The sequence below is a fragment of the Dactylosporangium sp. NBC_01737 genome (assembly GCF_035963215.1).
Lineage (GTDB): Bacteria > Actinomycetota > Actinomycetes > Mycobacteriales > Micromonosporaceae > Dactylosporangium.
On record NZ_CP109153.1, the window covers coordinates 13,690,942 to 13,704,568 of the forward strand.

Genomic DNA, 13,627 nt, shown 5'->3' on the forward strand with positions numbered 1-13,627 from the left:
ATCAGCCTTCGGCGAGTGCCTTGCTGTCCTTGATGGCCTTGTCCCAGCCCGCCTGGGCGCTCAGCTTGCCCTGCTCGGCGGCCTGCATGGCCGGCTCGAACCCGTTCTCCCACAGCGCCTGGTGCTTCGGGCCGAGGTAGATCGGCTTGAGGTCCTTCGCGGCACCGGCGTAGATCTTGCCGACCGGCGCGTTGTTGAAGTACTCGTTCTTCGCGTCGGTGATCTTCGGGTCGTCCAGCGCGGCGATCGACGACGGCAGCGGGCCGGCCTCGGCGAACGCGTCCAGGCCACCCTGCTTGCCGGTGATGAACTTGACCAGCTCGAAGGCGGCCTTCTTGTTCTTGCTCTGCTCCGGGATGGCGAGGTACGAGCCGCCCCAGTTGCCACCCTTACCGGGGATGGTCGCGATGTCCCACTTGTTCTTGCCGGCGTCGCCGGCGCGCTCCTTGATGACACCCGTGTACCACGGCGGGCACGGCACGGTCGCGAACGCGGCGTTCTTGAACGCGGCGTCCCAGTCCGCCTGCCAGCGGGCGAGCTTGGCGGTCAGGCCCTTGGCGGCCATGTCCATGCCCAGGTTGTACGCGGCCTTGACGGCCGGGTTGGTGTCACCGATGTACTTGTCGCTCTTGTCGTAGAACCAGCTGTCGGCGTTCTGCATGATGTACGGCTGCATGACGCTCGTCGCCGAGTCGGTCCACGCCGCGCCGGTGTTCTTCGACTTGAAGATCTCGCCCTGCTTGATGTACTCCTCCCACGTCGGCCACAGCTTGCTGACCGCGTCACGCTCGACGGGCAGGCCGGCCTTGGCGAACAGGTCGGTGCGGTAGCACATGGCGAGCGGGCCGACGTCGGTGCCGAGACCGACGAGCTTCTTGCCGTCCGCGGTGAAGGCGTTCTTCCACTTGAAGGGCAGGTAGTCCTTCTCCAGCGACGCCGCACCCAGGTCCAGCAGGTTGGCGAAGCCCTTGTTGTCCTTCAGGTACTGCAGGAGCATGCCCTCTTCGAGCATGACCACGTCACTCGCGCCACTGCCTGCGGAGATCCACTGGGCGAGCTTCGGCGCGAAGTCCTTGGTCTGGCCCTCGTTCTTGACGTCAACCTTGATGTTCGGGTTGGCCGCCTCGAAGTCCTTGACCGCCTGGTTGAAGCCGGGCGTACCGAAGTAGGACAGCGAGATGGTGACCGGGCCGGTGCCGTCGGCACTGGGCTCGTTGTCGTCCTTGGCGCTGCATGCGGTCGTACCGAGGGCAAGTCCCACGGTGAGCGCGGCCGCGGCGATCGAACGCAGACGGCGTGAGGTGACGCTCATCCTGACCCCTCTCTCAGGTCGTGATGGGTGTAATGGGGGTGTGATGCATCGACGGCGGACCCGGGTGTGAAGTCCGTCGTTCGGGTGTCGCGGTATGGCGGGTCGAGCATTTGAGTGGCTCCCATGGCCGCAGGGTGTGTCACCGGCCACAGCCACGGGAGCGCTCCCATGAGACTGGCGCCTCGTCCGCCACGTGTCAATGGGGCAATGGGAGCGTTCCCATTTCGTTACCGCGAGATTTCAGGGCGGATTTTTGTCCGCCTTTACCGCGATAAGAGCGCTTCTTCGGCCCTAGCCCAGTGATGTGTCTCGATTTCCAGTAGACATCGAGCATTGTCGACGGATTTGTGGCCACCGCTGCCCAGTTGCAGCGGTGTGGATCGATGGACAAACCGGGCTCCGAGCGCCTGGAAGCGCTTCACGGCGCCATCGCCCGCGACCCGGCTCCAACGACGAGTCCCGATATCCTACCGGCCCCCGGACCAAGTCGATCTTGGTCGTTTTGTACCGCTTTACCGCGACGGTCCGCCGGGACCGGTGAAGCTGCGCGCCGGCGCCCGTAACACCCCGGTCAACCCACGGAAACTTTCACCGGGACAACTCCACGCAGTCACCCCGCCCCGCACGGTGACCAGCCGCCGGCGCCCTACGTCATGCGGCGCAGCAGGGTGGTGGCGCGGGCCGGGTCGAAGGACGCGGGGTCGAAGGCGCGGCCGAGCCAGTCCCGCATCGCCGCGTGGTCCGGGTGGGCCGGGTCGGCGACGGCGGCGAGCAGGTCGCGGTACCCGTCGGGGCCGCCGACGTCGTCGGGCGGGCAGGCGCGCTCGCCGGCGGTGCACACGGGATAGGCGACGTCGAGGTCGGCGGGGAACACGTCCTCGACGGTCAGGTCGTGCTCCCACCAGTCGCCGAAGTCGTAGGTGTACCGCAGCCGCCCGTCCTTCTGCGCGACGGCATCCAGGCGCACGTCCAGCTCGTCATGGACGTCGAGCAGGCCGTCGGGGTCCGGCACGCCGTACTGCACCCCCTCGACGTCGAAGACGTGCAGGTGGCGGTCGCCCCAGCCCATCGCGAACTGCACGACGCGGTGGACCCGGTCGAGGGTGAACCCGCCCGGGATCAGGACCCGCCGCCAGACGGTGGGCTCGACGCCGTCGAGCGTGATGCGGAGTTGGATGATCGCGCGCGCCATGGTGCAGTCATTGTTGACCGACCAGGTGTCGCGGCGCACCCTGAACTAGTGATCTGTCCTGCGTGTCGGGAGAAACGGCATGCCGAGTGCCCGGGTGGCAACCGGTGCGACTGCCAGCACCGCGAGCCGGCTCCCACGCCACCGGTGACGGGCCCTCCCGGCGAGTGAACGTAGGGTTGCGGGGTGCAGCAGCTGTACCCGGAGCCGGGGCCCGTCGACCACGACACGCTCATCGACCTGTATGCGCCGCCGCCACGGCCTTCGCTGCGGGTGAACTTCGTAGCCAGTCTCGACGGGGCGGGCACACTCGGCGGGAAGTCCGCGGGGCTGTCGGGGCCGGAGGACAAGCGGGTCTTCGGGATCCTGCGGATGCGCTGCGACGCGCTGGTCGTCGGCGCGGGCACGGTCCGCGAGGAGGGCTACCGCGCGGTGCGGCTGGACGAGCCGCGCCGGCAGTGGCGGCTGGCGCACGGGCTGACCGAGTTCCCGACCCTGGTCATCGTCTCGGGGCGCTGCGATCTGGACCCCGCGCAGCCGGCCCTCGCCGACGCGCCGGTCCGCCCGGTCATCCTCACCACCGCCCACGCCGAGCCTGGGGCGCTGGGCGACGTCGCCGACGTCATCCGGGCGGGTGACAAGCGGGTCGACCTGATCGAAGCGGTCCGGCAGCTGCGGGAGCGCGGACTCCTGCAGCTCCTCAGCGAGGGCGGGCCGACACTGTTCGGGTCACTGACCGCGGCGGGGCTCGTCGACGAGCTGTGCCTCACGGTGTCGCCGTTGCTCGCCGGGCCGGGAGCGGGCAGGATCACGGCCGGACCGGAGCTCCCGGCCCCGGTGGACCTCACGCTGCGTCACGCTCTGCTGGCCGATGGTCAGCTGCTGCTCCGATACAACCGCTGACAAACAGCCGGCCCGAATCCACAACGCTGTCCACAGGCCTGTGGACAAGTGTCCCCAACCTGTGGACAGCTGCCGGTTTTGCCCGGTTTTGCCGGCGTGAACGAACGTGAACGTGTCCACAGCGGGCGTGGTGACTTCGATCCACTGGCGGTCGTGGGGCACGATGCACAGGCGAACACATGTACTGGGGGTCGACCATATGGACGCCAACAAGGACGGGCCGATCGTCGGCCGGGTCCTCGGCACGGCCGACGCGACCCCGCTGACGTTCTGGGTCGCCGTGAACGAGGACGCCTACCTCCAGCTCGATGACGTCGTCGTCACGGAGCGTGAGCTTCCCGGCCAGCCGTCGGTGAAGATCGCCGGGGTGGTCACCGCGGTCCGGGCCCGGCACGAGGGGGTCGTGTTCGACTCCGACGTGTTCCTGGTCGCCGACGGCACCCTGCCGGCGACCGTGCAGGAGGCAGCCGAGATCACCACCACCCGGGTCGACCCCGAGGTCTACGTCCCGCCGACGCCGGGCGCGGTCGTGCACCGGGCGCAGGGCGACGCGCGGGCCGGCGCGCTGTACTTCGACCGGATGGAGCGCACGATCCCGATGGGGTTCGGCCGGGACGGCGCGGCCATGTTCCTCAACGCGGACTTCCTCGACGGCAGCCGCGGCGCGCACGTGTCCATCTCCGGCATCTCCGGGGTGGCGACGAAGACGAGCTTCGCGACGTTCCTGCTCTACTCCGTGTTCCGGTCCGGGGTGCTGGGCGGCGCCGGCGAGACCGCCAACACCCGCGCGCTGATCTTCAACGTTAAGGGCGAGGACCTGCTGTTCCTCGACCACCCCAACAGCCGGCTCGATCCCGCGACGGAGGCGAACTACGCGCGGCTGGGCCTGGTCGCCGGGCCGTTCCCCGACGTGCGGGTCTACGCGCCGCCGCGGGCCGGCGACTCCTCCGGCACGCCGGACGTCAGCAGCCGCCTGACCGGGGTCGACAGCTTCTACTGGACGCTGCAGGAGTTCTGCGCGGACCGGCTGCTGCCGTACGTGTTCGCCGACGCCGACGACGAGCGCCAGCAGTACACGATGGTGGTCCACTCCGTCACGGCGCACCTGGCGCGCATCGCCCAGCCCGCCGAGGGCGGCGTCGCGGTCGACGGCACCCGGCTCAACTCCTACGCCGACCTGGTCGACTACCTGGTGGAGCAGCTCAACGACGACGCGACCCGGGGGCAGTGGGCGGGCAGCGCGGTCGGGCTCGGCACCGTCAACGCGTTCGCCCGGCGGCTGATCGGCAGCAAGAAGGACCTGTCCCGGCTGATCCGCGGCGACCTCGCCACCCGCCGGCCGCACGCGATCAACACCGCCGAGAGCGCCCAGGTGACCGTGGTCGACCTGCACAACCTGCCGGACCGGGCGCAGCGCTTCGTGGTCGGCGTGACCCTGCGCAGCGAGTTCGAGCGCAAGGAGAAGGCCGGCACCGCGAAGCCACTGCTGTTCGTGGTCCTCGACGAGCTCAACAAGTACGCGCCGCGGGAGGGCACCAGCCCGATCAAGGAGGTGCTGCTGGACATCGCCGAGCGCGGCCGGTCCCTGGGCGTCGTGCTGATCGGCGCGCAGCAGACCGCGAGCGAGGTGGAGCGGCGCATCGTGGCCAACTCCGCGATCCGGGTCGTAGGCCGGCTCGACCCGGCGGAGGCGTCCCGCCCGGAGTACGGGTTCCTGCCGCCCGCGCAGCGGCAGCGGGCCCTGCTCGCCAAGCCGGGCACCATGTTCGTGTCGCAGCCGGAGATCCCCGTGCCGCTGTGCATCGAGTTCCCGTTCCCGTCGTGGGCGACCCGACCGGCCGAGGCAGGACCGGCGCCCAGCTCGACACTGCGCTCGATCGCGCAGGCCAACGACTCCTTCGCGGTCGTCGCCAGGGTCGGCGGCGGCATCAGCGACGACGAGATCCCCTTTTAACGAGAGGACACCCACCGGTGCGGATCCTGCACACCTCGGACTGGCACGTCGGCAAGGTCCTCAAAGGACAGTCGCGGGCCAACGACCACATCGCGGCCCTCAAGGCGCTCGTCGACGTGGCCGAGGCCGAGCAGCCCGACCTGGTGATCGTCGCCGGCGACCTGTACGACTCCGCCAGCCCGCCCGCCGACGCCACGAAGATCGTCACGCGGGGGCTGTCGGCGCTGCGCAAGACGGGCGCGGACGTGGTCGTCATCGGCGGCAACCACGACAACGGCCAGGCCCTCGACGCGCTGCGGCCGTGGGCGGAGGCGGCCGGGATCACCATCCGCGGCGCCCTCAACCGGCCCGAGGAGCTGCTGCTGCCGGGGCGGACGAAGGACGGCGAGGAGTGGCGGCTCGCCGCGCTGCCGTTCGTGTCCCAGCGGTACGCGGTCCGGGCGGCGGAGATGTTCGACCTCAGCGCCGCGGAGAGCGCCCAGTCCTACGCGCACCAGATCGGCGGGCTGCTCGCCACCCTGGCCCAGGGGTTCGGCCGGGACACCGTCAACCTGATCACCGGGCACCTGACGGTCATCGGCGCCACGATGGGCGGCGGCGAGCGCGAGGCGCACACGATCATGGGCTACGCGGTGCCGGCGTCGGTCTTCCCGTCCTCGGCGCACTACGTGGCGCTCGGGCACCTGCACCGCGCGCAGGTCGTCAACGGGCCCTGCCCGATCCGGTACTGCGGCAGCCCGCTGCCGATCGACTTCGGCGAGGAGGAGAACTTCTCCGCCGTCACCGTCGTCGACGTCACCACCAGCACCGCGGCGCGGGCCCGCGAGGTGGCACTGCCGGTCGCCACCCCGCTGCGGACGGTCCGCGGCACCCTCACCCAGCTGGCCACCTTGGACACCGGGGAGGCGTGGCTGCGGGTGTACGTGTCGGAGCAGCCACGGGCGGGACTGCGCGAGGAGGTCCAGGAGCTGCTGCCGAAGGCCCTGGAGGTGCGCATCGACCCGAGGATGCTGCCCGACCCGAAGTCCGCCGAGCGCGCGGCGGCCCGCGCCGGACGGTCCGCCGGTGAGCTGTTCTCCGACTATCTCGGCCAGAAGGGCCACGCGGACGAGGCCACGGTCAAGCTGTTCCACCAGCTGCACGACGAGGTTCAGGAGGCGAGGAACTGACATGCGGCCCATCCGGTTGGACATGGACGGCTTCACGGTGTTCCGGCAGCCGACGACCGTCGACTTCACCGACACCGACTTCTTCGCGCTGATCGGCCCGACCGGCTCCGGGAAGTCGACGATCCTCGACGCGATCACGTTCGCCCTGTACGGCACCGTCCCCCGCTGGGGCGACCGGCGGGCCATCGCCAACGCCCTCGCGCCGTCGGCCACCGAGGCCCGCGTCCGGTTCGTGTTCGAGTCGGCGGGCGTGCGGTACGTCCTCGCCCGCGTCGTGCGCCGCGACGGCAAGGGCGCGGTCACCACGAAGCACGCCGGCCTGGAGGCGCTCCCCCACGGCTTCGACCTGTCCCGGTTCGATACCGGGATCACCGCCGAGGACATGGGCGAGGTGCTCGCCGGCACCCCGAACGAGGTCGACCTGGCGGTGCAGACCGTGATCGGGCTGCCCTACGAGCAGTTCACCAAGTGCGTGGTGCTGCCGCAGGGCGAGTTCGCGGCGTTCCTGCACGCCAAGCCCGCCGAGCGGCAGAAGATCCTCGTGAATCTCCTCGGCCTCGACGTGTACGGCCAGATCCGCGAACGCGCGAACACCCTCGGCAGCACCGCCGACGCCAAGCTCAAGGTCCTCGGCGAGCAGCTCGCCGGGATGTCCGACGTGGGCGACGCGGCCCTGGCCGCCGCGGCGGCGAAGGCGACGTCGCTCAGGGCGCTCACCGACGACGTCGACCGGATCGGGCCGCAGCTGGGCGACGCGGCGAAGCTCGCGGTCGCCGCCGCGGAGACCCTGACGGCCCTGGACACCGAGATCGGCCGGCTGACCCGGCTGCGGGTCCCCGCGGATGCCGGGACCCTCGCCGCCGGCGCGGCCGCGGCCCGCAGCGCGGTGGCCGCCGCCGTCGACGGGGCCCGGGCCGCCGAGGAGCGCGAGGAGAAGCTGCGCGGCGAGCTGCAGGCCGCCGGCGACCAGACGGCGCTGCGGCGGCTGCTGGACGCGCACGGCGAACGCGACCGGCTCGCCGCCGAGGCCGCCACCGTGCACGGGACGGTCGCGACCGCGGAGCGCGAGCACGCGAAGGCGACCGGAGCGCTGGGCACCGCCCGTACCAAGGCGAAGGACGCCCTCGAAGCGCTCGAGGCGGCGCGGGAGGCCTACCAGACCGCGGTCGCCGTCGACCGGGCCACCGCGCTGCGCCCACACCTGCGTGTCGGCGACGAGTGCCCGGTGTGCACCCAGACGGTCCACACCCTGCCGGAGACGCCGCACGAGCCGGCGGTCGCCGCGGCCAAGGCGGCCGGTGACGCCGCCCGCAAGCGCAGCGACGCCGCCGAACGGGTCGTCGCCGAGCACGACAAGGTGGTCCGCGACCTCGACCGGGGCCTCGCCGCCGCGCGGGCGCACGCCGAGCAGGTCGACGCCCGGCTGTCCACACTGGACACCGCACTGGACGGGGCACCGGCGCCCGAGGCGTTGCGCCGCGACCTCGAAGCGATCGCGAAGCTCCACAGTGGACTGGAGCGGGCCGGTGCCGAGGTCCGCAAGGCCCGCGAGGCGCACCGCAAGGCGGCCGGCGCCGCCGACCGGGCCGAGGACCAGCTGCGGGCGGCGTGGAAGGCGTTCGACGCGGCCCGCGACGCCCTCGCCGCGTTCGGCCCGCCGCCCGCCGACCGCGAGGACCTCGCCGACGCGTGGGCCACGCTGACCGGCTGGGCCGGCACCGCCGCCGGGGAGCGGCAGGCCAGGCGGCCCGCCGCCGTCGAGGCGGTCCAGGAGGCCGAGTCCGGGTCGGCACGGTCCGCGACGAGCTGCGCGCGCTGTTCGACGCCGCCGGGCTGCCCGCGCCGGGCACCGACCCCGCCCGGGAGGCCGCGGTCGCGCTGGAGCGGGCCGAGGCCGCCCACCGCCGCATCGAGGAACGTCGCGCGGAGGCGGCCCGGCTGCGCGAGCACCGCGACGAGGTCGCGAAGGAGAGCCAGGTCGCCAAGGCCCTCGCCCAGCACCTGCGGGCCGACCGGTTCGAGCGGTGGCTCCTGGCCGAAGCCCTTGACACGCTGGTCGACGGCGCGTCGCGGACCCTGCGGGAGCTGTCCAGCGGGCAGTACGACCTCGGCCACGACAAGGGCGAGTTCTACGTCGTCGACCACCACGACGCCGGGCTGCGCCGCGCGGTGCGGACCCTGTCCGGCGGTGAGACGTTCCAGGCGTCCCTGGCACTCGCGCTCGCGCTGTCCGAGCAGCTCGCCGGGATGTCGACGTCGGCGGCGAGCCTCGAGTCGATCGTCCTCGACGAGGGCTTCGGCACCCTCGACCAGTCCACCCTCGACACCGTGGCGGCGACCCTGGAGTCCCTCGCCGCCCGCGGCGACCGCATGGTCGGCGTGGTCACCCACGTCGGCGCCCTCGCCGAGCGCATCCCCGTCAGGTTCGAGGTGCGCCGCGACGCCCGCACCGCCCGCGTCGAAAGGATCGGCATATGAGATTCCACGTCGACGCCTGGGACCCCTCCTACGGTGTCGCGTTCGAGGCCTCAGGAGCGGGCCCAGACGGCCCGCAGGCGCAGAGCAGCGCCCAGATCCAGCCCGACGTGGAGCTGCCGGCCAAGGCGTGGCGGGCGATCGACGCCCCGGCCGGGCTGCGGCCACCGGGCACCGTCCTGGTCGTCGACGGGGTCCAGCGCATCGACGCGCGGGTCTGGGCCACCGACGACGACGGGGTCACCCACCCGGGCGTCGCCGCGTCGTACGCCGCCGGGGTCGTCCGCTGCGACCTGGACCGGGGCGCCGCCGCGATCGCCACCACCCGCATCGAGCGCGGCCTCTTCACGCCGTTCGAACTGGCGCCGCCACTGGTCGCCGGCGCGATCCGCTACCCGGCCCGCCGGATCGCCCGCGGCGAACCCAAGGACCTGGCGCTGGGGGTGCAGCGGCACATGCGGGCGCTGGAGGTCGGCGTGTCCGGCGAGGAACGCGACGACGGTGACCTGCTCATCGTCGACGGCCCGCTGCAGGAGCGGGCGCACCTGCCCCGCGCCCTGGGCTACATCAAGACCCACCGGGTGGAGTACCTGCCACCGGAGCTGACCGCCGTCGTCACCGGCCTGCGGGGCGCTCAGCGCTCCCCCGTGTTCCTGCTCGGCACGTCGTGGCACCGGTTCGCCTGGTACCTGCGGCTGCCCGGCCCCGAGGGGTCGCCGTGGGCGGGGATCGTGCGGGCCGAGTGCTCCGCCGACCTACTGCCCGCCGACGCGGTCGCCCTCGCGCACCTGTCGGCGGTCACGCTGCCCCGCTTCGCGTCCAGCGCATACAAGGACCCGAGGGCCCCGCAGAACCTCATCCCGATCGCCGGCCTGGAGCGTAAACTGCGCGCCATGCTCGGCGACGCCCGCCTGCTGCACCGCGCCCTGGCCAGAGCCGTGTCGCGGTGAGGACCTTCCCGACCCCGCCGCGCTACGACCTGGCGGGCACCCTGGGCGGCCTGGCCCTCATCCACGGCGACCCCACGCTGTCGATCGGGGCCCGCGAGGGCTGGTTCGCCACCCGTACACCGGACGGCCCGGGAACACTCCAGCTGCGGTATTCGGGTTCGGAGCTGGTGGCGACCGCCTTCGGGCCGGGCACCGACTGGCTGCTGGACCGCGCCGACGCCGTCGCCGGCCTCCGCGACGACGTGACCGGCTTCGCCGAACTCGCCCGGCAGCACCCCCTCGTCCACCGCCTCGCCCGGGAGCACTCCGGCCTGCGGCTCGGCGCCACCGGCCGGGTGTTCCACCACCTGGTCCCCGCCGTCCTCGGCCAGAAGGTCACCGGCAAGGAGGCCCGCGACGGCTACGTGCGCCTGCTGCGACACTTCAGCACCGACCCGGCGCCCGGCCCCAACCCCCGCCTGCGGCTGCCCCCTGAGCCGTCCTCGATCGCCGCCGCGCCGTACTGGGTCTTCCACCCGTTCGGCATCGAACAGAAACGCGCCGACACGCTGCGCCGCGTCGCCGCCGAGGCGTCCCGCCTGGAACGCTGCACCACCGCCGCGGACACCACCGCCCGCCTGCTCAGCGTCCGCGGCATCGGCCCGTGGACGGCGGCCGAGGTGACCCGGGCCGCGTTCGGCGACGCCGACGCCGTGTCGGTCGGCGACTACCACATCAAGAACGTGGTCGCGTACGCCCTGACCGGCGCCCCCCGCGGCACCGACGAACACATGCTGGAACTGCTCGCCCCGTACGCCGGCCACCGCGGCCGCGTCTGCGGCCTCCTCGCCGCCGCCGGCATCATGGCCCCGAAATTCGGGCCTCGGATGCCGTTACGGGCTTTCGCCCGTTTTTAGCTGTGCTGGCTGGGGCTGTTTCGTCCGCAGCCCCGTGAGGCCGGACGTTGCGGCTCCCGGCGCCGCCGTGCTCGCCGGGCGGCGCGGGCGCGGACCGACGTCGCGGGCGGTGGCCAGCTAGTGTTACAGCGTGGATCTGCCGGTGATGCCGCCCGTTGAGCCGATGCTGGCCAAGAGCATTCCCAGTCTGCCGAGTGCGGAGGGGATGAGCTTCGAGCCGAAGTGGGACGGTTTCCGCTGCATCGTGTTCCGGGACGGCGACGAGGTCGAGCTGGCCAGCCGGGGCGGCAAGACGCTGACGCGATACTTCCCCGAGGTGGTCGCGCAGGTGCAGGCGCAACTGCCGGCGCGGTGCGTGGTCGACGGGGAGATCATCGTGATCCGGCGTGACCCGGGCCACCCGAAGCTCGACTTCGAGCTGCTCGGGCAGCGGATCCACCCCGCCGCGTCGCGGGTCAACATGCTCGCCGAGGCCACGCCGGCGTCGTTCGTCGCGTTCGACCTCCTCGCCATCGGCGACGAGTCGCTGGTCGAGGTGGGGTATGCCACGCGCAGAGCCAGACTCGTCGACGCCTTGCGGGGTGTCGTGGCGCCGGTGCACGTGACGCCGGTGACGACGGACATCGAGGTGGCGCGGGACTGGTTCGAGCGGTTCGAGGGTGCCGGGCTGGACGGGGTGATCGCGAAACCCGCCGCAGGCATCTACGAGCCCGGCAAGCGCACCATGTTCAAGATCAAGCATGCGCGGACCGCCGACGCGGTGGTCGCCGGGTTCCGGTGGCACAAGGACGGGCCGATCGTGGGGTCGTTGCTGCTCGGGCTGTATGACGAGGAGGGCCGCCTGCACCACGTCGGGGTGTCCGCGTCGTTCACCCGGGAGCGCCGGGCCGAGCTGGTCGAGGAGCTCGCGCCGTACCGTGAGGACATCGTCGACCACCCGTGGAACTGGGCCGGTCAGATCCCCGGTGCCGCGGCCGCGAGCCTCGACGCCGTGCCCGCCGGTGACGCCGCGACCCGGCTGCCGGGTGGGCTGAGCCGCTGGTCGGGCAAGAAGGACCTGTCGTTCGTGCCGCTGCGCCCCGAGCTGGTCGTCGAGGTCGGCTACGACGCGATGGAGGGCGACCGGTTCCGGCACACCGCCCAGTTCAAGCGCTGGCGGCCCGACCGGGAGCCGGCGTCGTGCACCTACGACCAGCTCGACCGGCCGATCCGCTTCGACGTCGAGTCCGTGCTGGCGGGACGGCCTTGAGAAGACTCGTGCCCGCGCTGCTCGTCGCGGCGCTGCTCGGCGGGTGCAGCACCCCCGCGACGCCCACGCAGGAGGCACGCCCCCTCGCCGCGCCGTCGGCGGGGGCGTCGACGTCCTCGGGCGTGAAGGTCGAGCCGGCCGTGTGGAAGTCGTGCCCCGACGTGTACAAGGGGATCTTCGCCAACCCGCCGCAGAACGTGAAGTACGACTGCGCGACGGTGAAGGTCCCGCAGGACTGGCAGAACCCCGAAGGCTCCGGCACGTTCGACGTCGCGCTGGTCCGCGGCCGGTCCACGACACAGCGGGACCGGGTCGGGTCGCTGTTCATCAACCCGGGCGGGCCGGGCGCGTCCGGGTTCGACTACGCCGTGTACCGCTCCGTGTACCTGCCGGCGGAGGTGGTGCGCCGCTTCGACGTGATCGGCTTCGACCCGCGCGGCATCGGCCGGTCCTCGCCGGTGAAGTGCTTCTCCGACGCCGACCTCGACGCCAACTTCGGCATCGACCCCGACCCGCAGACGGACGCGGCGCTCACCGAGTCCGTCACGCTGACCCGGAAGCTCGCACAGAGCTGCGGCGACAAGTACGGCGACACCCTGCGCTACTTCTCCACCGAGCAGACCGCCCGGGACATGGACGCGCTGCGGGCCGCCGTCGGTGAGCAGCAGATGACCTACCTCGGATACAGCTACGGCACCCTGCTCGGCGCCGTGTACGCGCAGCTCTTCCCGAAGAACGTCCGCGCCCTGGTCCTCGACGGCGCCGTCGACCCGACACTGTCGATGCAGGACTCCGCGGAGAAGCAGGCGGCCGGGTTCGAGCACGCCTTCGACAACTTCAGCACCTGGTGCAAGGCCAACGCGAGCGCCTGCCCGATCGGCCCCGACCCGCGGGCCGTGGTGACGAAGGCGATCGCGGACGCCCGCACCAGCCCCGTGCAGGGCAAAGGCCGCAGCGCCACGGCCGGCTGGGTGTTCACCGCGGTCGTGTCGTCGCTGTACAGCGAGTCCAGCTGGCGGGTGCTCGCCCAGGCCATGCAGGACCTGCGCGGCGGCAAGCCGGAGAAGATGTTCCAGCTCGCCGACTCCTACGCCGAGCGGGACCCGCAGGGCAAGTACACCAACATGTTCGACGCGAACGCCGCCGTCGGCTGCGCGGACAGCGACGACACCCCGACGGTGGAGCAGGCCAAGGCGTTGCAGCCGCAGTGGCGCTCGAAGTATCCGCTGTTCGGCGGCGCGCTCGCGCTGAACCTGATCTGCGCGCAGTGGCCCGGCAAGCGCGACCCGTACCCGGCGGGCGCCGCGACCGGCTCCGCGCCGATCGTCGTCATCGGCACGCTCGGCGACCCCGCGACCCCCTACGAGCAGGCGCCGGCCCTGGCGAAGATGCTGGGCGTCGGCACGCTCATCACGTGGAAGGGCGAAGGCCACACGGCCTACCCGAAGACCGGCTGCGTGATCGACGCCGTGAACCGCTACCTGATCGACCTGCGGGTCCCCGCCGCGAACCTCACCTGCGACAAGTAGC

General features: G+C 72.1%; 9 protein-coding genes and 1 pseudogene. 8 read left to right on the forward strand and 2 right to left on the reverse strand.

What is annotated here, in order from left to right; all coding sequences use genetic code 11:
• Window position 1: 1 nt before the first annotated feature.
• Window positions 2-1,312, reverse strand: a complete 1,311-nt coding sequence (locus tag OHA72_RS63325; RefSeq protein ID WP_327005602.1) for an ABC transporter substrate-binding protein — start codon at window positions 1,310-1,312, stop codon at window positions 2-4.
• Between the two features lie 646 nt (window positions 1,313-1,958).
• Entirely contained in the window at window positions 1,959-2,504 is a 546-nt protein-coding gene (locus tag OHA72_RS63330; protein WP_327005603.1) for a plasmid pRiA4b ORF-3 family protein, read from the reverse strand.
• A gap of 183 nt (window positions 2,505-2,687) precedes the next feature.
• Here OHA72_RS63330 and OHA72_RS63335 point away from each other — a divergent pair, with 183 nt between their 5' ends.
• The 8 genes and pseudogenes from OHA72_RS63335 to OHA72_RS63370 all read left to right on the forward strand — a co-directional run bounded on the left by OHA72_RS63335 (window position 2,688) and on the right by OHA72_RS63370 (window position 13,626).
• Complete coding sequence (locus tag OHA72_RS63335; RefSeq protein WP_327005604.1) at window positions 2,688-3,404, forward strand: pyrimidine reductase family protein; 717 nt, start codon at window positions 2,688-2,690, stop codon at window positions 3,402-3,404.
• 199 nt (window positions 3,405-3,603) lie between these two features.
• Window positions 3,604-5,358 (forward strand): ATP-binding protein, encoded by a 1,755-nt coding sequence (locus OHA72_RS63340; protein WP_327005605.1) that lies wholly within the window; start codon window positions 3,604-3,606, stop codon window positions 5,356-5,358.
• A 17-nt stretch (window positions 5,359-5,375) separates the two neighbouring features.
• The gene (locus OHA72_RS63345) at window positions 5,376-6,527 is read left to right on the forward strand and encodes a metallophosphoesterase family protein (protein WP_327005606.1); all 1,152 of its coding nucleotides are present in this window, start codon (window positions 5,376-5,378) and stop codon (window positions 6,525-6,527) included.
• A 1-nt stretch (window position 6,528) separates the two neighbouring features.
• Window positions 6,529-9,005 (forward strand): annotated as a pseudogene (locus tag OHA72_RS63350) (AAA family ATPase).
• Window positions 9,002-9,952, forward strand: coding sequence for a hypothetical protein (locus OHA72_RS63355; RefSeq protein WP_327005607.1), 951 nt, complete (start codon window positions 9,002-9,004; stop codon window positions 9,950-9,952). Before OHA72_RS63350 ends, OHA72_RS63355 begins: the two are co-directional and overlap by 4 nt.
• On the forward strand, window positions 9,949-10,848 hold the full coding sequence (locus OHA72_RS63360) for a DNA-3-methyladenine glycosylase family protein (protein WP_442788471.1): 900 nt from the start codon (window positions 9,949-9,951) through the stop codon (window positions 10,846-10,848). Before OHA72_RS63355 ends, OHA72_RS63360 begins: the two co-directional genes overlap by 4 nt.
• A gap of 130 nt (window positions 10,849-10,978) precedes the next feature.
• Window positions 10,979-12,097: an ATP-dependent DNA ligase gene (locus OHA72_RS63365; protein ID WP_327005608.1), complete on the forward strand. Its 1,119-nt coding sequence runs from the start codon at window positions 10,979-10,981 to the stop codon at window positions 12,095-12,097.
• A complete protein-coding gene (locus OHA72_RS63370) occupies window positions 12,094-13,626 on the forward strand; it encodes an alpha/beta hydrolase (protein ID WP_327005609.1) in 1,533 nt (510 codons plus the stop codon). The genes OHA72_RS63365 and OHA72_RS63370 overlap by 4 nt, the downstream gene beginning before the upstream one ends.
• Window position 13,627 lies beyond the last annotated feature (1 nt).